Below are 19,192 nucleotides of genomic sequence, written 5' to 3'. Positions count from 1 at the left end.
CCACGACGACACAGCCCGCCCCGGCCGCACGGCGGCCGACTCGCACGGCGGCCGACCGGGCGGCACCCGGCACCCGGACTGCGCGGAGGCGGACATGCGGCGGACCGACCCCGAGGGGCACGGCCCCGTCCGCTACGGCCCGCCCCTGCCCGGCGACGGACTGCCCGTACTCCCCGAACTCACCGCCGTACTCGCCGCCGCGGCGAGCCGCACCGACGCGCAGCCGGTCGGCGGCGCCCCCGCCCTCCTCGAAGCGGCCTGCGGCTACTGGACCCGGCGCGGCCTGCCCACCGTCCCCGACCAGGTGGCCGCCGGCCCCGGCGCCCCCGCGCTGCTGCTCGCCCTCACCGCCGCACTCGCCGGGGACGGCGCCGACATCCTCGTCCCGCGCCCCTGCGCCGCCTGGTGGGCCCCGTACGCCCGTGTCCTCGGCCGGCCCGCCTACCACGTGCCGACACCCGCCGAGAGCGGCGGCGTCCCCGATCCCTACGCCCTGCTGGAGACCGTCCGCCGGGTCCGCACCGAGGGCGGCGACCCCCGGCTGCTCGTCCTGTCCGTCGCCGACGACCCCACCGCCACCGTCGCGCCGCCCGAACTGCTCCACGAGACCGTCGAGGCCGCCACGGCCGAGGGACTGCACCTGGTCAGCGACGAGACCTGGCGCGACACCGTGCACCGCCCCCACGAGAACGTCCTGCTCAGCCCCGCCGAGATGCGGCCCGACCTGGTCACCGTCGTCACCGACCTCGCCGGGTCCCTGCTGCCGCCCGGCTGGCCCGCCGCCGTCGCCCGCTTCCCGGCCACCGAGCCCGGACGCCACCTCCACGCGCGCGTGCTCGACATCCTCACCGCGCTCGGCGCCCGCGTGGCCGCTCCCCTCGCCGCAGCCGCCGGCTACGCCCTCGACGAACCCCCGCCCGTCACCGAGCGCCGCGAGGCCGCCGTACGCCTGCACGCGTGCGTGGCCGCCGCCGCGCACGCCGCCGTCGTCGCCGCCGGCGCTCTCGCCCGGCCCCCGCAGGCCGGCCGCCACCTGTACGCCGACCTCGGCCCGCTGCGCGAACCCCTCGCCGCACAAGGCGTCGGTGACGCCCAGGAGCTGGAGGACCTCCTCACCGCCCGCCTCGGCATGCCCGCCCCCGGGGGGCACCGCTTCGGCGACGACCTCGGTGCGCTGCGCGTCCGACTCGCCACGGGCCCCCTGCTGGGCGGCACGGACGAGGAGCGCGCGGAATGCCTCGCCTCCCCCGCGCCGTTGGAACTGCCGCATGTGCACAGCGCTTTGATCGGATTGACGGCGCTCCTCGACGATCTCCGCGACGACGCCCAGCGATGGGAGCCTCCTCGATGACGCAGCAGACGCATGAGCCCGAGACGCATGATCCGGAGACGACCGAGCCCCCCACGACGGAGGCCGAGAGGTATGGCCCTGCGCCGCACGGGCCGGGATCGGTCGCGACGACCACGACGGCTACGGCGGCCACGGCGGTCACGACAGCTACGGCGGTCACGACAGCTACGGCGGTCACGACGAACGTGCCCACCGCGACGGCCGCACCGGCCCCGATCACGAAGCCCGCGCCCGGCCGAGACGCCCGCAGGCCCGGCCCCGCAGCACCCCCGTTCCCACCGCTGGCCGAGCCCCGCCCCCTCGGCGAACACCGCGTGTGGCCCCGCACCTTCCACGACCGGCTCACCGCCCCCCTCCCCGGCCTCAAGGCCCTCGCCCGCTTCGCCCGCGAAGGCGCCGTACGCCCCGGCCCCGAAGGCCTCACCGACATCTCCCGGCTCCCCTGCGCACCCGCCCCGCTGCCCCGTGTCGACACCCGCACCCTCGCCGTCACCTGGGCCGGACACGCCAGCTGGATCGTCCGGATCGGCGGCCTGACCGTCCTCACCGACCCCGTCTGGTCCCGCCGGATCCTCGGCACACCCGCCCGCATCACCCCCGTCGGCGTCCCCTGGGAGAGCCTGCCGCGTATCGACGCCGTCGTCATCAGCCACAACCACTACGACCACCTCGACGCCCCCACCCTGCGGCAACTCCCGCGCGCCACACCGGTGTTCGTACCGGCCGGCCTCGCCCGCTGGTTCCGCCGCCGCCGCTTCACCTGCGTCACCGAGCTGGACTGGTGGGAGGGCGCCGAACTCGCCGGCGTCCGCTTCGACTTCGTCCCCGCCCACCACTGGTCCAAGCGCACCCTCAGGGACACCTGCCACAGCCTCTGGGGCGGCTGGATCCTCACCGACACCGCCGGACAGCGCCTCTACTTCGCCGGCGACACCGGCTACGGCCACTGGTTCTCCCGCATCGGCCGCCGCTACCCCGGCATCGACCTCGCCCTCATGCCCATCGGCGCCTACGACCCCCGCTGGTGGCTCCGCGACGTCCACTGCGACCCCGAGGAGGCCGTCCGGGCCACCCTGGACGTAGGCGCCCGCCGGATGGCCCCCATGCACTGGGGCACCTTCGTCCTCTCGGCCGAGCCGGTCCTCGAACCGCTGACCAGAGTGCGGGCGGCCTGGGAGAAGGAGGGGCTGGAGCGGGCGGACCTGTGGGATCTGCCGGTGGGAGCCTCGAAGGTGCTGGAGTGAGGCGCCCCCACGGCGCTACCGAAACCGCCGCACCACCCCCGGCGCCGCACTGATCACCACGGTCAGCGCAACCGCCACGACGACACCCTCCCACGGCTCCTCGAACAACGAACCCCCAAGGATGCCGATCACCTGATACGTGACCGCCCACGCGAGGCAGGCCGGCAGGTTCCCCCGCACGAACCGCCGCAGCGGCCACTCCGCCATCAGACAGGCCAGCATCACCGGTATCCGCCCCGCAGGAACCAGCCGGGACAGCACCAGCACCGCGACCCCGTGCTCGGCCAGCTTCCCCCGCGCCTGCGCCAGCCGCTCCTCGGGCGCGCGCGACCGGATCGCCGCCAGCCACCGCGACCCGTTCTTCGAACCCATCCCGCGCCGCCCCAGCCAGTAGAGGGCGATGTCCCCGAGGAACGCGGCCGAAGAAGCCGTCACGAACACCAGCGCCAACGAGAACGGCGCCGTCTGATGGAACCCCACCACCGCCGCCGAACTCACCAGCGCCCCCGTCGGCACGACCGGCACCAACGCCCCCAGGCACACCAGCAGAAACAGCATCGGATACCCGATCGCCTGCTGCGTCGACTCGGGCGCGACGGCCGTCGACGCGGCAGCCAGCCACGTCACCGCGCGACCTCCAGCCGCACCCGCTCCCCGTGCCCCAGCTTGTGCACCGCCACCCCCGGCGCCGCCTCGGCCGCCAGCCGCACGAACTCGTCACCCGGCGCATGGAACTCGTGCGGCCGCACCGCGTCCATCCCGATCGGCCAGTACGTCCCGTAGTGCACCGGCACCGCCGCCCGCGGCGCCAGCCGCGCCAGCGCCCGCGCCGCCCGCCCCGCGTCCAGATGCCCCGCACCGAGATACGGCCCCCAGCCGCCCACCGGCAGCAGCGCCACGTCCACCGGGCCCACCCGCTCGGCCATCGCGTCGAACAGCCCGGTGTCCCCGGCGAAATACGTCCGCGCCTCACCCTCCACGACATAGCCGAGCGCGGGCGAACGCCGCGGCCCCACCGGCAGCCGCCGCCCGTCGTGCAGCGCCGGCACCACCCGCACCAGCAGCTCACCGATCCGCACCTCGTCCCCGGGCGCCACCTCCGTCACGCGCAGCTGCCGCAGCCGGCGCAAGCCGGGTACCGCCCGTGGTGCGCCCCGTGGCACGAGCAGGCGCGTGCCCGGGGCGAGGCCCGCCAGCGAGGGCAGATGCAGGTGGTCGGCGTGCAGATGCGAGACGAGCACCGCGTCCGCGCGACGGGCCTCGGCCGGCGGCAGCACACCCCGGCGCCGCCGCAGATGCGCCAGCCGGCGGGCGAACAGCGGATCGGTCAGCACCCGTATGTTCGCGTCCCGGACCGTGCAGGTGGCGTGACCCCACCAGGTGATCTCCACCGGCACCTTCTTCGCCTCCTTCACGCGACTCCCCGAAGCCTACGGGCAGGAGTAGGGTCAGCGGCGAAACCCGGAGGTGAGGGGGGACGCCATGGGACAGCTGCGGGGTTCTCCCGACGCGCTCGCGGCGGTGGTGCGGGTCACCGCCATCGCGAGCCTGACCCCCCTGGAAGAACTGGAGGCGGATCCCTTCCTCGTCGACTCCCGCAGCCAGCACGCCATGTGCGCCCGCTGGGCCGCCGAACGCGGTTACGTCATCGCCCGGGAACTCCTCGTCGGCGGACTGCGCTTCGACCACTGCGCCCTGTGGGACGGAGTCCGGCCCGGCGTGGACGTCTTCGTCGCGCCCAGCCTGCGCGTGCTCCGCCGCGCCGTGTCCTCGGTCGAGGCGTTCACCGCCGAATGCGTCCGACGCGGCGTACGCGTGGAGACCGTCGGGCGCGCCGAGCCGTCCTACGACGCGCAGATGAAAGCCCGCGTACACCGCCGGCTCTCCATGCCCACAGCCGGCTACGACGGCCGCTAGCCCCGCCACCGCCACCGTCACCGCGGCTGGAGGCGGTGACCCCCGCACATCTGCCGCGCGTGACGATCAGGCCGGACGCCTCCGCGCCGCGATCCGCTGCCGGGAAGCCTCGTACAGCACGGCCGTCGCGGCGTTCGCGGCGTTCAGCGAACTCGCCGACCCCGTCATCGGAATGCTGACCGTGTGGTCGCACAGGCCCCGCCAGGCGCTGCTCAGCCCGGACGTCTCGTTGCCCACCAGCAGCAACACCGGCTGCGTGAAGTCGAAGTCGAAGACATCACAGTCCCCCTTCTCGTCGGTACCGACCAGGACGATCGACCGCCCCTGGGCCCGCTCCGCCTCGACCCAGGCCATCACCCCGCCGGGCGAGGGAACCCGCACCGCGGGCACGGCGAACAGCGAACCGGTGCTCGCCCGCACCGACTTGGGGTCGTACACATCGGCCGCGTGCCCCGACACGATGAGCCCGTGCGCCCCGAAGGCGTCCGCTGACCGGATGATGCTGCCGATGTTCCCCGGACTGGTCGGCCGGTCGAACAGAACGCCCAGGAAGTCGCCGTCGGCGCTGAACCGGCCGAGGTCGTCGGCCGGCATCTCGATGACGGCGACGAGCTCCGGCGCGCTCTCGTTCTTCTCCCCGAGGTCCGCCAGCATGTCCGGCGCCATGGCGACCCGCTCGGCGTCGACGGTCCGCAGCAGATCCTCCGCCCACTGCGACAACGTCCGCCCGGCGTCGTACAGCAGCGCCTTGACGGGCCAGCCGTACCGGACCGCCATCGAGATGGGGCGAACACCCTGCACCAGGAACTCGCGCGCTCGCGTGCGCTTGTTGCGGTTGTTCAGCAGCGACTCCCACTGCTGAAAGCGGGCGTTGCGTGAGGTGATGCGCTGGACCGGCGGCACGTGTTCTCCAAGCTGAGCCAGTATCGATGCTGTATCCGCGCCAGCCTAGGAGGGGTTGGGAAGGCGGTGGTACCGAGCACCGCTTCCCGCTGTGCGCCGCAGCCCGTGTGACAAGGTGGAGCGAGGCCCGGAAGACGTATGGGCCCGGACGTGAGGGGTACAGGGCGTGCGAGGGGTGCGGTGGCGACGGGTCGCCAGTCAGATCGGGCGAAGCGTCGTCGTCTGGGCGGCCTCCACCCTCACCATGCTGGTCCTCGCCGTGCTCCTGCCCGACTTCCGGCTCCAGTCCGCCGACGGCGACAGCGCCACCCGGATCGCCGTCACCGCCGCCTGCGGCGCCGGCGCCTTCGGTGTGCTGTCGGCCGTCGCCTGGCCCCTCCTGGTCCGGCTCCTGCTGCTCGTCCCCGCGCTCGTGCTGGGCCTGCTGGTCTTCTTCCTCAACGGCTCCCTACTGCTGCTCGCCCTGCGCATCAACCCCTCCGGACACGGGGAGGCAGCCCCGGAGACCGCCGTCATCGTGGCGGCGGTGATGTCCGCCGTCGCCTCCGCCACCGGCGCGGCCCTCGCCGTCCGCGACGACGAGACCTACCGGCGCCGCCTGCACCGTCTCGCCGCACGCCGCCGCAGATCCGACCCGCCCTGCCCCACCACCCCCGGCCTCGTCTTCGTGCAGCTCGACGGCGTCGGCCACGACGTCCTCACGGACGCGGTGCGCAAGGGCCTGATGCCCACGGTCGCCCGCTGGCTGGCGACGGGCGACGGTATGCAGTCGGCGGGCGACGATGACCGGCAGACCGTGGACCGTGTGCAGCCGTCGGGCGACGACCGGCAGGCGGTGGACCGTGTGCAGCCGGCGGACAACGACCGGCAGACGGTCGACTGCATACAGCCGGCGGACGACGGGCCACGAGCGGCGGACCGCATACAGCCGAGCGACGCGCCGCAGACCGTCGATCGCGTACAGCCGACGGGCGCCGAGTCGCAGACGACCGACCGCATCCGGGTGAGGGCGGACGGCCTGCAGCCGACCCGGGACAGTCCACGGCCGACCGCTGACGGCATACAGCCGACCGGCGACGGTCCACGGCCGACCCACCGCCTCACCCCGTGGCGCACCGACTGGTCCAGCCAGACCGGCGCCAGCCAGCTCGGCATCCTCCACGGCAGCACCTTCGACGTGCCCGCCTTCCGCTGGTACGAGAAGGACCGCGGGGAGGTGATGGTGTGCAACCGGCCGACGAGCGCCGCCGAACTGCAGCGCCGCGCCATGCTGCATACCGGCGACGGTGGACTGCTCACCGTGGACGGCGCCAGCCGCGGCAACCTGTTCAGCGGCGGCGCCGGCGAGCAGGCGCTCGTCCTGTCGATCGCGGCCCGCCGCCGCAGCCGGGAGAACCGTTCCCGCGCCGGGTACTTCGCCTACTTCTCCGACCCCGCCAACGCCGTCCGCACCGCCTTGTCCTTCGTCGCCGAGGTGGCCCGCGAGATCGGCCAGTCCGCCCGGGCCCGGCTCCGCAGGCAGCGCCCCCGGGTGAGCCGCGGCGGCCTGTATCCGCTGGTCCGCGCCTTCGCCACCGTCGTGGAACGGGATGTCGTCGTCGCCGCGGTGATGGGGGACATGCTCGCCGGCCGCACCGCCGTCTACGCCGACCTCGTCGCCTACGACGAGGTCGCCCACCACTCCGGGCCGTGCAGCCGGGACGCCGAAAAGGTCCTGCAGCGCCTCGACCGCTCCCTCGCCCTGCTGCAGCGGGTCGCCGAGCACGCTCCCCGCCCGTACCACCTCGTCGTCCTCTCCGACCACGGCCAGAGCCCCGGCGAGACCTTCCGCTCCCGCTACGGCCTCACGCTCGGCGATCTCGTCCGGGCCGGCTGTGGACTGCATGTGCCGCGCCGCGCCGACCGCACGCACAGCGGCGCCGAGGCCCGCGCCGCCGTCCGTGCCGCGCTGCGCCGGCCCGTGGAGGAGGAGAACGAGCGGCACCGTCCTGCCCCCGGCTCCGAGCCGATCGTGCTGGCATCCGGCAACCTCGGCCTGGTCTCCTTCCCGGACGTGCCCCACCGCATGACCAAGGAGGAGATCGACGCCCGCCACCCCGCCCTGCTCACCACCCTCGCCAACCATCCCGGCATCGGCTTCCTGCTGGTGCGCGGCGAGGAGCACGGCGGGGTGGTGCTGGGGGCCCACGGCGCCGAGATCCCGCTCGCCCGGCTCGACGAGGAGCCCGGCCCGCTGGCCCGCTTCGGCCCCGGCGCCGCCGACTCGGTCCGCCGTACCCACTCCTTCCCGCACACCGCCGACATCATGGTGAACTCCGCCTTCGACCCCGCCGACGGCGAGGTCCTCGCCTTCGAGGAGCAGATCGGCTCGCACGGCGGTCTCGGCGGCGCCCAGTCCCACCCGTTCCTGCTCTCGCCGCTGGAGCTGTCCGCCCCGGTCGACGACGGGGAACTGTGCGGCGCCGGGCACGTCCACCGGGTACTGCGCCGCTGGCTGGACGAGCTGAACGGCCCCCAGATCCCCCTCACCGAGGACACCACGGCCACCGAGAACACCCAGGCCACGCAGGCCGCCAAAGACCCCGAGGCGGCCAAGGACCCGGAAGCCGCCAAGGACGCCGGGGCCACCGAGGACGAGCGGGCCGCCTGAAACCCGGCCGCGCCCACCCGCCCCCTGCGGGAAGTCACCTCCCGTTCACCCCGCGTGGGCCGGTCTTCGGAGTGCGAGGAGCCCGGATGTGATCGGATAGGGGTACGGAAAGCCCCCGTAACGGGATCCGACGGAAAGGAATCATCGTGGCCACCACGCGCACCGCGCACACGGTCTGGGAAGGCAACCTTCTCGAGGGCAACGGCGTCGTCACCTTCGACTCCTCCGGCATCGGCGAGCAGCCGGTCACCTGGGCCTCGCGCTCCCAGGACGCGAACGGGAAGACCAGCCCCGAGGAGCTGATCGCCGGTGCTCACTCCAGCTGCTTCTCCATGGCCCTCTCGCACGCCCTGGCCGGTGCCGGCACCCCGCCCACCCGGCTGGAGACCAACGCCGACGTGACCTTCCAGCCGGGCGAGGGCATCACCGGCATCCACCTCACCGTGCGCGGCGAGGTGCCGGGTCTGGACGCCGAGGGGTTCGCCTCGGCCGCCGAGGACGCCAAGAAGAACTGCCCGGTCAGCCAGGCCCTGACCGGTACGACCATCACCCTGACGGCCGAGCTGGCCTGAGGGCTCGTACGACCCCGGATGCCGCGTCCCGTTTCAGGGGCGCGGCATCGCCGTTCCCGGGGAACCCGGGCATTGACAGCGTCGCAGGCACGTCATGTGCTGGGAGAGCGGCAGGTGCCCGGGCGGAAGGGGACGGACCATGACACGTGCGGTCGGGATCGATCTCGGGACGACGAACTCGGTGGTGGCCGTCCTGGAGGGCGGCGAGCCCACCGTCGTCACCAACGCGGAGGGTGCGCGGACGACACCGTCCGTGGTGGCGTTCGCGAAGAACGGCGAGGTGCTGGTCGGGGAGGTCGCCAAACGGCAGGCCGTGACCAATGTGGAGCGCACCGCCCGCTCGGTGAAACGCCACATGGGCGACGCGGGCTGGCGCTTCCCGGAGGAGGGCTCGATCGACGGCACCCGCCTGCGCGCGCAGGAGCTGTCCGCGCGGGTGCTGCAGAAACTGAAGCGGGACGCCGAGGCCTACCTGGGCGAGGACGTCACGGACGCGGTGGTCACCGTACCGGCGTACTTCGACGACACCCAGCGGCAGGCCACCAAGGAGGCCGGTGAGATCGCGGGCCTGAAGGTGCTGAGGATCATCAACGAGCCGACCGCCGCCGCCCTCGCCTACGGCCTGGACCGCGGCGAGGAACAGACCGTGCTGGTCTTCGACCTCGGCGGCGGCACCTTCGACGTGTCCCTGCTGGAGATCGGCGACGGCGTCATCGAGGTGAAGGCCACCAACGGCGACACCCGCCTCGGCGGCGACGACTGGGACCAGCGGATCGTCGAGCACCTGGTGAAGCGGTTCAAGGGGAGTCACGGCATCGACCTCGCCGCCGACAAGATGGCGGTGCAGCGGCTGCGCGAGGCCGCCGAGAAGGCCAAGATCGAGCTGTCCTCGTCCTCGGAGACCTCGGTCAACCTCCCCTACATCACCGCATCCGCCGAGGGCCCGCTGCACCTGGACGAGAAACTGACCCGGGCCCAGTTCCAGGAGCTGACCGCGGACCTGCTCGACCGGTGCAGGAAGCCCTTCCACCAGGCCGTCCAGGACGCCGGGATCGAGCTGTCCGCGATCGACCACGTCATCCTCGTCGGCGGCTCCACCCGGATGCCGGCCGTCACCGACCTGGTCCGTGACCTCACCGGCAAGGACCCGCACAAGGGCGTCAACCCCGACGAGGTGGTCGCCGTCGGCGCCGCCCTCCAGGCCGGCGTCCTGCGCGGCGACGTCAAGGACGTGCTCCTCCTCGACGTGACCCCGCTGTCCCTCGGCATCGAGACCAAGGGCGGCATCATGACCAGGCTGATCGAACGCAACACCACGATCCCCACCCGCCGTTCGGAGATCTTCACCACCGCCACCGACAACCAGCCCTCGGTCGGCATCCAGGTCTACCAGGGCGAACGCGAGATCGCCGCCTACAACAAGAAGCTCGGTGTCTTCGACCTCACCGGGCTGCCGCCCGCCCCGCGTGGCATCCCGCAGATCGAGGTGGCCTTCGACATCGACGCCAACGGGATCATGCACGTCTCGGCGAAGGACCTGGCCACGGGCCGCGAGCAGAAGATGACCGTCACCGGCGGCTCCGCCCTCGCCAAGGAGGACATCGACCGCATGATGCGGGACGCGGAACGGTACGCCGACGAGGACCGCAAGCGCCGCGAGGCCGCCGAGACCCGCAACCAGGCCGAGCAACTCGTCTACCAGACCGAGAAGTTCATCCGTGACAACCACGACCGCGTCCCCGCCGACACCCGCGGCGAGGTCGAGGCGGCCGTCGCGGAACTGAAGGCGCTGCTGGAACAGAACGCCGACACCACCGCCCTGCGCACCGGGGTGGAGAAACTCGCCACCGTCAGCCAGAAGATGGGGCAGGCCATGTACGAGGGCGCCGCCGCCGCCGGAGGCGGCCAGACGGGCACGGAACAGACCTCCGCCCCCGAGGAGGAGGGTGTGGTGGACGCGGAGATCGTGGACGAGGACAGGGACGCCAAGGGCGGCGCGGCCTGACGGGAGGTCACAGGCTCCTGCGGAACTCCCGCAGCAGGGTCCGGGTGCGGTGCGCCGACGCGGCACGTGCCGTCATGTGGTCCAGCACCTCCAGATGCGCGGCGACCTCGCGGCGGGAGTCCAGGTAGAGCGCGCCGGTCAGGTACTCGGTGAACACCATGTCCGGCAGCTCCGGTTCGGCGAACCGGAACAGTGTGAACGGCGCGTACGTCCCCGGATGCGGGCCCGCCGCGAACTCGGCGAGCTGCAGCGTGACCCGGTCCCGCTCGGCGTAGTCCAGCAGCCGGTCCAGCTGTGCCCGCATCACCTCGCCGCGCCCGCTCACCGGACGCCGCAGCACCGTCTCGTCCATGATCACCCACAGATGGGGCGGATCCTCCCGCTCCAGCAGCCGCTGCCGTTCCATGCGCAGCGACACATGCCGTTCCACGGTCTGCGGCGAGCTCTGCCCGATGGTCCCGGCCTCCAGCACCGCCCGTGCGTAGTCCTCGGTCTGCAGCAGACCGGGTACGAAGTGCGGCTCGTAGGAGCGGATGATCCGGGCGGCGCCCTCCAGACTGACGTACAGGCTGAACCAGTCCGGGAGCACGTCGTGGAACCGCTGCCACCAGCCCGGCTGGTTCGCCTCCTCGGCCAGCCGCACGAACGCGGCGGCCTCCTCCTCGGCCACCCCGTAGGTGTCCAGCAGCACCTGCACGTACGGGATCTTCAGCGCGACCTCGGCCATCTCCATCCGCCGTACGGTCGCGGGCGCCACCCTGAGCACCCGGGCGGCCTCCTCGCGGCCCAGACCGGCCGCCTCCCGCAGCTCCTGCAACCGTTTGCCGAGCACCACCTGGCCCACGGTGGGCGCAGCCCGCCGCTCACTCACGCCACGCCCTCCCCTTACGCGCCGAAGTACCCGGGCAGTCTGCCATGTGATCCCCTCTCGCACACCGGTCCGAGAAGGATCCGGACGGTGCGGGAGGGGTCAACCGGCCAGCGTGTGCAGGTACTTGGCGGTCGCCGGGTCCGCCGGCAGGAACGTCTCGATGGCGAGTTCGGCGACCGTGACGTCCATCGGCGTGTTGAACGTGGAGATCGACGACACGAACGACAGGATCCGGCCGCCGAGTTCGATGCGCAGCGGCAGCGCGAAGTACGCGACGGACTCGTCCGGTTCGCCGCCCGGCGTGTCCTCCTCCGGCACCGGGTAGGCCGCCACCTCCTCGTACAGGGCGCGCAGCCGGTCCGAGCGCTCCAGGGCGATCTGCCGCTCCATCTGCGCCAGCAGATGCCCGCGCCACTCGCGCAGATTGCGGATGCGCGGCGCCATCCCCTCCGGGTGCAGGGTCAGCCGCATCGCGTTCGGCGCCGGGCTCAGCAGCTTCTCCGGCACGCCGTCCAGGAGCATCGCGATGCCCCGGTTCGCGGCGACGACCGTGTAGCCGGCGTCGACCACCAGCGCCGGATAGGGCTCGTAGCCCTGGATGAGACGCTCCATGCCGTCGCGCAACGCGTCCAGCGCCGGGTCGTCCAGCGGGGTCTCGGGATAGTGCGGCGCGTAACCGGCCGCCAGCAGCAGGGAGTTGCGTTCGCGCACCGGCACGTCCAGGTGCTCGGCGAGCCGCAGCACCATCTCCTCGCTCGGCCGGGAACGGCCGGTCTCGATGAAACTGATGTGCCGGGCCGAGGAGTCGGCGCGCAGCGCCAGCTCCAGCTGGGAGACCCGGCGCCGCTCCCGCCAGGCCCGCAGCAGCGGGCCGACGCCCTTGTCGGAGGCGGCGGGGGCGGTGGCGGACGCGACGGGGCCGGAAGCGACAATGGTCATACGTCCGACCGTAGTCGAGGAGTTGTCCAGGTGCGCACGAACGAGCCGTGGCCGATGCCGTGGCGGACCCCGTCCCTTCAGGCCGCGGCCGTGTACCGGGCCCGGGTCCGCGGCTGTCTCCTCGGCGGCGCGCTCGGTGACGCCCTCGGCTACACCGTGGAGTTCTCCTCCCTGGACCACATCCGCGCCGCGCACGGGGCGCGCGGCGTCACCGGCCTCGTCCCCGACGCGTCCGGCGCGGTCGGTCTGATCAGCGACGACACCCAGATGACCCTGTTCACCGTGGAGGCCCTGATCCAGGCGCACGCACGGGAGCGCGAGAAGGGCGTCGGCGGCGCCTGGCCGCTGCTGCTGCGCCAGGCGTACGAGCGCTGGCTGGAGACCCAGTCCGGGCCGGCCCCGCAGCAGCCCGCCGCACCGGCCGGCGGCCTGGTCACCGAGGCCTGGCTGTACGCCCGCCGCGCCCCCGGCAACGCCTGCCTGTCCGGCATCGCCCAGTCGTACGCGCCCGACCCGGCGCTCCCGCTCGACGGCGCACCGGGCCGGGTCAACCCCGACTCCAAGGGCTGCGGCACGGTCATGCGCTCGGCGCCCTTCGGCCTGGTCGCCCCTGCCGACGCGGCCTTCGCCATGGCCGCGCGCGGCGCCCAGATCACCCACGGCCACCCCACCGGCTACTACGCGGCCGGCGCCCTCGCCGCGATCGTGGCCCACCTGGTGGCCGGGGACTCCCTGGAGGGCGCGGTGCTGCGCACGCTGCGGCTGCTGGAACGGCACCGCGGCCACACGGAGACCACCTCCGCCCTGCGCGCCGCCTTGGACCTCGCCGCCGACGGCGCGCCCACGGCCGAGAAGGTGGAGTCCCTCGGCGCGGGTTGGGTCGCCGAGGAGGCCCTCGCCATCGGCGTCTACTGCGCGCTCGCCGAACCCGCCGTAGAACGCGCCCTGCTGCTGGCCGTCAACCACTCGGGCGACAGCGACTCCACCGGCTCGATCTGCGGCAATCTGCTGGGCGCCCGGTACGGCGACACCGGACTGCCGCACGCCTGGGTGGCGCAGGTGGAGGGCCGGGCCACGATCGCCGCCCTCGCCGACGACCTCGCGGCGGAGTGCGCGCACGGCTGAGACGGCGGGGCGTGCGGGCGGCTGACACCGGGGTGTTGACCCGACTACCGAAGGACACACCGACCTGGAGCACGTCCCGCAACCGGCCTGGGGCGTGTTTGAGAAGTGGGTCCTGCGTCTCGCCCCGTGCCGTGATGATCCCGGTGTGTGGCGAGGGGACGCCGTGGCCGGACATTCCACCGGAGTATGGGCCGTGGCAGACGGTCTACGGGCTTTTCCGGCGCTGGCAGCGGAGTGGTGTGTGGGCACAGGTGCTGACTGGTCTTCAGGCACGTGCTGACGCGGCCGGGGTGATCACCTGGGAGGTGAACGTCGACTCCACGGTCTGCCGCGCTCACCAGCACGCCGCCGGTGCCCGGCGTGGCGGGCAACATCAGAAGGAAACCGCCGGGAGGAAGCCGTCCCGAGCCCGACGACCACGGTCTGGGGCGTTCACGTGGTGGCCGGACAACTGAGATTGACCTCGCCTGCGAGCAGCGGCAGCCCCTGATTCTGTCAATGAGCGAGTTCGGCCTGGCGAAGGCTGCGGAACACCGCCGGGGTTGCCCATCCGCGCAACGTGGCGTGAATCGCCGGTCGGAATGCGGCCTCGGCCGTGGCGGCGTCGAGGGCCCCAGCCAGTTCGAGAGTCACCAGCCCGTGCAGAGTGGCCCAGATCGACAGGGCGATCGACGTTGCATCGCCGACGAGGACGGACGCCGCCAACGCGCGATCGATCGCCGCGAGGAGCGGACGGACCGGGTCACCGGCACCGACCTCCCCCGACGGGTCGAAGGGCTGCACACCGCCGAACAGCACCGTGTACAGGTGGCTGTGCCCGCGCCCCCAACGACGGTAGGCGACGGCCAGCGCGTAGAGGTCGGCGAGAGGGTCGGCGGAGGTCTGCGCCGCCGACAGGTCCTGGAACAGGCCTGAGACGGCTCTGTCGCGCACCGCACCGATCAGCCCGTCCTTGCCGCCGAACAACGAATACACCGCCGTCGTCGACGCCTCGGCAGCAGCGGCCACGGCGCGGACCGTGAGCGACTCCCGCGGACGGGTGGCAAGCATCTCGGTCGCGCACTTCACAAGCCGCTCTTTGACGGCCTCGTCGTTTGTTCTCGGCCTACCCACGGCCAGCAGCCTACCTCGGTTTGATAACGTCGTTTTGAAACGCCGTTCTGAAACTATCGGAGGTCCGCTTTGCCTACGTCCGCCCTACGTCTTGTCCGCTTCACCGGACGCTTACTGCTGGCCCTGGGCGCCGTCGCGATGCTGGTCGTCGTCTTTCTCGCACTGATCGCCCTCACGGACGGGGCAGGCTCGGGGCTCGCCGCATGGTTGACGACCCTTGGAGTCGGGGCTGTCCTCGCGACGTGGCGGGGCCGGCACGGCACTTGGCCGGCGCGGCTCGTGCGGTTCCTGCCGGTGGCTGTCGCGGCGGCGTTGACGGCGTCGGTCTGCATCCCGACCGTGCCGACGGCCCGGCGCTACCCGCCCGCGCCACCCTTCGTGACCACGCAGCACTGGAGCCTGACCACGGGCAGCCGGGTCGCGGTGTACCACTACCCGCCCGCGCACCCCAGCCCCCGGCATCCCGTCCCGCTCGTGTACCTCAACGGCGGACCGGTCCGCGGCATCTCGGTACTCGACCACCGGTTCCTGCAACTCCTGGCCCGCGAGGGCCACGACGTCTACGCCTACGAACAGGCCGGCGGCGGACGCAGCGACCTGCTCCCCATGAGGCAGTACACGATCTCCAGGTCGGTCGGCGACCTCGCCGCCTTCATCGACCGCCTGAACAAAGGCAAGGTCGACATCCTCGGATTCTCCTCGGGCGGGGCCGTGCTCACCCGGGCCCTGGGCGACCCGAGCGTCGCCGCGCGCCTGCACCGGGCGATCATCGCCGAGCCCGGCCCCATGGACGGCCCCACCGCGCACATCGCCGGGCACAAGGGCCGAAAATCCGCACGCGGCCTCGCGCCGGCCCCCACCGGACCGCGATCGACACACACCCCCCGGTACGCCGTGGCATTCGGCCTCATGCGACTCGGACTCCTCACCCCCGACACCGGACTGATCGGACAGGCCGAAGGCGACAACGCCTTCACCGCCGCAGACCTCGGCAGCGACACCGCATCCGCCTACTGCGCACGCGACGCGCGCCGCATCCCCGCCGAGGACACCGCACAGAACTTCTCCTTCAGCCCCGCCGCCAGCCTCCGCATCCAGCAGACGGTCAAGGACTCGCCCTCCATCGCCCCGCAACTGAGGCGCTCCCGGACCCCCGCGATGCTGATGATCGCCGAGTGCTCCTCCCAGGTCCGTCAATGGGAGACCACCGTCCTCGCCGATGACCCCGCCATCCAGCGCACGCAGTACATGCCCGGAGTCGGACATCACATGTGGAACGGCCTCGACGACAACAACGACCGGGCCGTCGCCGTCATCACCGCGTTCCTTCAGGGCAAGCCAGGACCCCTGCCGAACTACCCGACCCCCGACGAGATCCCTACCTTCCTGCGCGACCACAAATGAAGACGTGCGGAGCGGGACGCCGGGGCGTGCGCAGGCGGACCACGCGGGCGGAGTACACACACGGCCGGCGTGGCAGGCTGAATCCGTACCCCTCCTTCCCGCCGCCTCGAAGGGAGCCCCGGCCATGGCCGTCGAACCGCTGTCGCAGAAGGAGATCGAGGACCGGCTCGCCGAGCTGCCCGGCTGGTCGGTGGAGTCCGGCCGGCTCACCCGCTCCTACCGCCTGGGCTCACATGTCGCGGCGGCGGCGCTGGTCATGCACATCGCCGCCGTCCAGGACGAGCTGGACCACCACTCCGATCTCACCCTCGGCTACAACACCGTCTCCCTCAGCATGAACACCCACAGCGCGGGCGGCGCCGTCACCGGGAAGGATTTCGCTCTCGCCCTCAGGGTGGAGGACATCGCCCCAGGTCACGGCGCACACTGAGGGACGTGCTCGACTACGACAAGGAAGCCGACGCCTACGACGCGTCCCGGGGCGGCGAGGCCCGCGCCGCAGCGGCCACCGAGGCGGTCCTCGGTCTCGTCCCCGACGGCCCGGGCCACCTCCTCGACGTGGCCTGCGGTACCGGCATCGTCACCCGTCGGCTGGCCGCCGACCGCCCCGCGTTGCGGGTGACGGGCGCGGACCTCACCCCCGCCATGGTCCGCATGGCGGGGGCCCGGCTGCCGGGCGCGGTCGTACGCGCCGACAGCCGCCGACTGCCCTTCCGCACCGGCACCTTCCACGCCGTCACCAGCATCTGGCTGCTGCACCTGCTCGACGACGCCGAGGACGTCCGGGCCATCGTCGCCGAATGCGCCCGCGTGCTGCGCCCCGGCGGGGTGTACGTCACCACCGTCGACAAGGCGGCGGCCCACGACGTCGGCAGTGACGTCGACGCCGTCCTCGCCACCCGCCCGCGCCGCCCCGCCCAGGACGCCGCCCCCACCGTCACCGCGCACGCCGTACGCCACGGGCTGCGGCCGGCCGGCGGAACCGCGTTCCCCGGCATCGGTCAGGGCCGTAGCCCCCGCACCACCATCACCGACCTGCGCCGCGGCTGGTTCACCCGGCTCCCGCCCGGGGAGCCGCGCACGGAGGACTTCGCCGCCCGCCTGGCCCGCCTGCCGGACCAGGACCGCCCCCGCCCCGACCCGGTGTTCGCGCTGCGCGCCTACCGCAAGCCGACGGCGGGCTGAGGACCGGGCGCGGCCGCCGCGGACGCCACGACGGCGCCCAGGCCGAGGGTCCGCACCCCCGGGCCGCTAGCGGCGCAGGGCCCGGCGGATCGTCCGCTCCACCGGTGAGTACGCCCCGTCGGGCCGGTCCAGTTCGTACGGCACCGCCGGTTCCAGCGGCGGCTGTGCCATGAGGCGGGGCCGGGTGCCGCGGTGCGGCTGGGCCGCGTGCACCAGGAAGGGGTGGCAGAGGTAGACGTCACCGGGGCGGCCGGTGGCGTACGCGAGCGGCCGGTGCGCCGAGGCCGCCACCAGCTGCGGCTCGATCTCCAGTCCCGAGACGCCCGCCTCGCCGTACGGCTCCAGCAGCGGCGGTACGTCCAGGTGCGAGCCGACCCGGATCCGGGTCGGGGCGTCGGCCTCGGTGACCTCGCTGAAGAGGAACAGCATCAGCAGCGCGCGGCCCTTGGAGCGCAGGTTGGCGAAGTACCACCGCTCGCCCTCGGGGAGATAGCTGCCTTCGATGTGCCAGCCCGCGTCGTCCGGCTCGGCCGGGTGCGGAAAGCGCAGCGGGAACGTGCCCAGCGAGTACCGCGGCTCCCACCGGCCCGCTCCGACGAGCCGGTCGAACGCCGCGTGCAGGGCGGGGGAGTTGGCGGCGGCCGCGAACGGCCCCTGTGCCATGCCGTCCAGCCGGACCACCGGCTCCTTCCAGGTGCCCGGGTCGTCCGGGTCGTACCCCGTCTCCCGCCACAGCAGCCGGGCGCAGTCCGCGGCGACCCGGGGAGGGAAGGCACCCTCGATCTTCACGAAGCCGTCGGTCACGAAGCGTGTCACAAGCTCGTCGTCCACGGGCGCCATGCTGGCCGCCCGGCCCGCTCCCGCGCACCCGGTTTTTGCGGCACCGGCACGTTTTTTGCGGTACCGGCAACGAAAGTGGCACCGCCCCCGTGCGCCGTCGCAGGCTGGCCGCACCCGAGCGAGAGGCTGACCGCCATGGCACACGACCGGCAGTTCCCCCACGACCAGCAGGCCCACCAGGGGGACCCCACCCCGCACGCCCACGCCCACCGCCACGACCACGGCGGCACGGTCGACTGGGCCACCGTCGCGGAGCTGCTGGAGGCGGAGGCCGAACTGTTCGGTCCGGCGTACGCGCGCGCCCTGGCCTGGCTGGGCAAGGAGGTGACCGAGCCCGGTCTGATCGTGGACGCGGGCAGCGGACCGGGGGTGATCGCCTGCCTGATGGCGGAGACGTTCCCCGGTGCGCGGGTGGTCGCCGCCGACGCCTCCGTCCCCCTTCTCGAACGTGCCCGCGCCCGCGCCGCCCGGCTGGGCGTCGCCGACCGCTTCGGCACCCTGGCCGGTGAACTGCCCGGCTCGCTGGCGGAGTTGGACTATCCGGCGGACCTGTTGTGGGCCAGCCGCAGCCTGCACCACCTCGGTGACCAGAAGGCCGCGCTCACCGCGTTCGCCGCCCGGCTCGCCCCCGGCGGCACTCTGGCCGTCCTGGAGGGCGGCCTGCCCGTACGCTGGCTGCCCCGGGACATCGGCTTCGGCCGTCCCGGGCTCCAGGCCCGCATCGACGTGGCCCAGGAGGACCGCTTCGCCCGGATGCGCGCCGAGCTGCCCGGCGCGGTCGCCGAGACCGAGGACTGGCCCGCCCTGCTGGCCGGGGCGGGCCTGAAGCACACGGGCACCCGCAGCTTCCTCCTCGACGTGCCCGCCCCGGTCCCGGACCGGGCGCGCGCCTTCGTGGTCTCCGCCCTGGCCCGGGCCCGCGAGGTCCACGCCGACGCCCTGGACGCCGAGGACCTCGCCACCCTGGACCGTCTCCTCGACCCCGCCGATCCCGGCAGCGCCCACCGGCGTCCGGATGTGTTCGTGCTGGCGGCCCACACGGTGCACCGCGCGGTACGGCCGGTCTGATCCGG

The 19,192-nt window shown here is 73.2% G+C and carries 19 protein-coding genes; 12 read left to right on the top strand and 7 right to left on the bottom strand.

The window, feature by feature from the left end; genetic code table 11:
* The first annotated feature begins 94 nt into the window (after window positions 1-94).
* Window positions 95-1,351: an aminotransferase class I/II-fold pyridoxal phosphate-dependent enzyme gene (locus IO33_RS0123300; RefSeq protein ID WP_031168129.1), complete on the top strand. Its 1,257-nt coding sequence runs from the start codon at window positions 95-97 to the stop codon at window positions 1,349-1,351.
* The gene (locus IO33_RS0123295; protein ID WP_245235852.1) at window positions 1,348-2,595 is read left to right on the top strand and encodes an MBL fold metallo-hydrolase; all 1,248 of its coding nucleotides are present in this window, start codon (window positions 1,348-1,350) and stop codon (window positions 2,593-2,595) included. The genes IO33_RS0123300 and IO33_RS0123295 overlap by 4 nt, the downstream gene beginning before the upstream one ends.
* A gap of 15 nt (window positions 2,596-2,610) precedes the next feature.
* Here the strand turns inward: IO33_RS0123295 and IO33_RS0123290 are convergent, their stop codons facing one another.
* Both IO33_RS0123290 and IO33_RS0123285 read right to left on the bottom strand, forming a co-directional pair.
* Window positions 2,611-3,222 (bottom strand): DedA family protein, encoded by a 612-nt coding sequence (locus IO33_RS0123290; RefSeq protein WP_031168125.1) that lies wholly within the window; start codon window positions 3,220-3,222, stop codon window positions 2,611-2,613.
* Entirely contained in the window at window positions 3,219-3,992 is a 774-nt protein-coding gene (locus tag IO33_RS0123285; RefSeq protein WP_031168124.1) for an MBL fold metallo-hydrolase, read from the bottom strand. The genes IO33_RS0123290 and IO33_RS0123285 overlap by 4 nt, the downstream gene beginning before the upstream one ends.
* A gap of 85 nt (window positions 3,993-4,077) precedes the next feature.
* Between IO33_RS0123285 and IO33_RS0123280 the strand changes: the two genes are divergently transcribed.
* Entirely contained in the window at window positions 4,078-4,512 is a 435-nt protein-coding gene (locus IO33_RS0123280) for a hypothetical protein (RefSeq protein WP_051926908.1), read from the top strand.
* A 66-nt stretch (window positions 4,513-4,578) separates the two neighbouring features.
* Here the strand turns inward: IO33_RS0123280 and IO33_RS0123275 are convergent, their stop codons facing one another.
* Window positions 4,579-5,415, bottom strand: coding sequence for an RNA methyltransferase (locus tag IO33_RS0123275; protein WP_031168120.1), 837 nt, complete (start codon window positions 5,413-5,415; stop codon window positions 4,579-4,581).
* Window positions 5,416-5,581: 166 nt separating this feature from the next.
* Here IO33_RS0123275 and IO33_RS52610 point away from each other — a divergent pair, with 166 nt between their 5' ends.
* The 3 genes from IO33_RS52610 to dnaK all read left to right on the top strand — a co-directional run bounded on the left by IO33_RS52610 (window position 5,582) and on the right by dnaK (window position 10,642).
* Entirely contained in the window at window positions 5,582-8,065 is a 2,484-nt protein-coding gene (locus IO33_RS52610) for a phage holin family protein (RefSeq protein WP_245235851.1), read from the top strand.
* A gap of 146 nt (window positions 8,066-8,211) precedes the next feature.
* Window positions 8,212-8,637 (top strand): OsmC family protein, encoded by a 426-nt coding sequence (locus IO33_RS0123265; RefSeq protein ID WP_031168116.1) that lies wholly within the window; start codon window positions 8,212-8,214, stop codon window positions 8,635-8,637.
* A 139-nt stretch (window positions 8,638-8,776) separates the two neighbouring features.
* Window positions 8,777-10,642: a molecular chaperone DnaK gene (dnaK, locus tag IO33_RS0123260; RefSeq protein WP_031168114.1), complete on the top strand. Its 1,866-nt coding sequence runs from the start codon at window positions 8,777-8,779 to the stop codon at window positions 10,640-10,642.
* A 7-nt stretch (window positions 10,643-10,649) separates the two neighbouring features.
* Here the strand turns inward: dnaK and IO33_RS0123255 are convergent, their stop codons facing one another.
* Both IO33_RS0123255 and IO33_RS0123250 read right to left on the bottom strand, forming a co-directional pair.
* Window positions 10,650-11,513 (bottom strand): helix-turn-helix domain-containing protein, encoded by an 864-nt coding sequence (locus IO33_RS0123255; protein WP_031168112.1) that lies wholly within the window; start codon window positions 11,511-11,513, stop codon window positions 10,650-10,652.
* A 99-nt stretch (window positions 11,514-11,612) separates the two neighbouring features.
* Entirely contained in the window at window positions 11,613-12,452 is an 840-nt protein-coding gene (locus tag IO33_RS0123250) for a helix-turn-helix domain-containing protein (protein ID WP_031168110.1), read from the bottom strand.
* Window positions 12,453-12,506: 54 nt separating this feature from the next.
* Between IO33_RS0123250 and IO33_RS0123245 the strand changes: the two genes are divergently transcribed.
* Window positions 12,507-13,577, top strand: a complete 1,071-nt coding sequence (locus tag IO33_RS0123245; RefSeq protein ID WP_031168108.1) for an ADP-ribosylglycohydrolase family protein — start codon at window positions 12,507-12,509, stop codon at window positions 13,575-13,577.
* A 134-nt stretch (window positions 13,578-13,711) separates the two neighbouring features.
* Entirely contained in the window at window positions 13,712-14,032 is a 321-nt protein-coding gene (locus IO33_RS54120) for a transposase (protein WP_425347973.1), read from the top strand.
* 40 nt (window positions 14,033-14,072) lie between these two features.
* Here IO33_RS54120 and IO33_RS0123240 read toward each other — a convergent pair whose 3' ends face one another.
* Window positions 14,073-14,690, bottom strand: a complete 618-nt coding sequence (locus IO33_RS0123240) for a TetR/AcrR family transcriptional regulator (protein WP_031168106.1) — start codon at window positions 14,688-14,690, stop codon at window positions 14,073-14,075.
* 69 nt (window positions 14,691-14,759) lie between these two features.
* On the opposite strand from IO33_RS0123240, the gene IO33_RS0123235 reads away from it, so the two are divergent.
* The 3 genes from IO33_RS0123235 (at window position 14,760) to IO33_RS0123225 (ending at window position 17,279) form a co-directional block, all read left to right on the top strand.
* Window positions 14,760-16,094 carry an alpha/beta fold hydrolase gene (locus IO33_RS0123235; RefSeq protein WP_031168104.1) on the top strand — a complete coding sequence of 445 codons (1,335 nt, stop codon included), beginning with the start codon at window positions 14,760-14,762 and terminating at the stop codon, window positions 16,092-16,094.
* A 124-nt stretch (window positions 16,095-16,218) separates the two neighbouring features.
* The gene (locus IO33_RS0123230; protein WP_031168102.1) at window positions 16,219-16,524 is read left to right on the top strand and encodes a 4a-hydroxytetrahydrobiopterin dehydratase; all 306 of its coding nucleotides are present in this window, start codon (window positions 16,219-16,221) and stop codon (window positions 16,522-16,524) included.
* Window positions 16,525-16,529: 5 nt separating this feature from the next.
* The gene (locus IO33_RS0123225; protein WP_031168100.1) at window positions 16,530-17,279 is read left to right on the top strand and encodes a class I SAM-dependent methyltransferase; all 750 of its coding nucleotides are present in this window, start codon (window positions 16,530-16,532) and stop codon (window positions 17,277-17,279) included.
* Window positions 17,280-17,345: 66 nt separating this feature from the next.
* On the opposite strand, the gene IO33_RS0123220 is transcribed toward IO33_RS0123225, so the two are convergent.
* A complete protein-coding gene (locus IO33_RS0123220; protein ID WP_037685854.1) occupies window positions 17,346-18,110 on the bottom strand; it encodes a phytanoyl-CoA dioxygenase family protein in 765 nt (254 codons plus the stop codon).
* A 144-nt stretch (window positions 18,111-18,254) separates the two neighbouring features.
* On the opposite strand from IO33_RS0123220, the gene IO33_RS0123215 reads away from it, so the two are divergent.
* The gene (locus IO33_RS0123215; RefSeq protein ID WP_031168096.1) at window positions 18,255-19,187 is read left to right on the top strand and encodes a class I SAM-dependent methyltransferase; all 933 of its coding nucleotides are present in this window, start codon (window positions 18,255-18,257) and stop codon (window positions 19,185-19,187) included.
* Window positions 19,188-19,192: the final 5 nt, after the last annotated feature.

This window comes from Streptomyces durhamensis (genome assembly GCF_000725475.1).
Lineage (GTDB): Bacteria > Actinomycetota > Actinomycetes > Streptomycetales > Streptomycetaceae > Streptomyces > Streptomyces filipinensis.
The sequence above is the reverse complement of the archived record's forward strand: the minus strand, read 5'-3'. Positions and strand labels throughout refer to the sequence as shown.

Bases quoted from the DNA above. Each gene is read 5' to 3' on its own strand.
- IO33_RS0123230 (WP_031168102.1), top strand. From the start codon at position 16,219: ATGGCCGTCGAACCGCTGTCGCAGAAGGAGATCGAGGACCGGCTCGCC.
- IO33_RS0123245 (WP_031168108.1), top strand. From the start codon at position 12,507: ATGCCGTGGCGGACCCCGTCCCTTCAGGCCGCGGCCGTGTACCGGGCC.
- IO33_RS0123250 (WP_031168110.1), bottom strand. From the start codon at position 12,452: ATGACCATTGTCGCTTCCGGCCCCGTCGCGTCCGCCACCGCCCCCGCC.
- IO33_RS0123280 (WP_051926908.1), top strand. From the start codon at position 4,078: ATGGGACAGCTGCGGGGTTCTCCCGACGCGCTCGCGGCGGTGGTGCGG.
- dnaK (WP_031168114.1), top strand. From the start codon at position 8,777: ATGACACGTGCGGTCGGGATCGATCTCGGGACGACGAACTCGGTGGTG.
- IO33_RS0123300 (WP_031168129.1), top strand. From the start codon at position 95: ATGCGGCGGACCGACCCCGAGGGGCACGGCCCCGTCCGCTACGGCCCG.
- IO33_RS54120 (WP_425347973.1), top strand. From the start codon at position 13,712: ATGATCCCGGTGTGTGGCGAGGGGACGCCGTGGCCGGACATTCCACCG.
- IO33_RS0123295 (WP_245235852.1), top strand. From the start codon at position 1,348: ATGACGCAGCAGACGCATGAGCCCGAGACGCATGATCCGGAGACGACC.
- IO33_RS0123215 (WP_031168096.1), top strand. From the start codon at position 18,255: ATGGCACACGACCGGCAGTTCCCCCACGACCAGCAGGCCCACCAGGGG.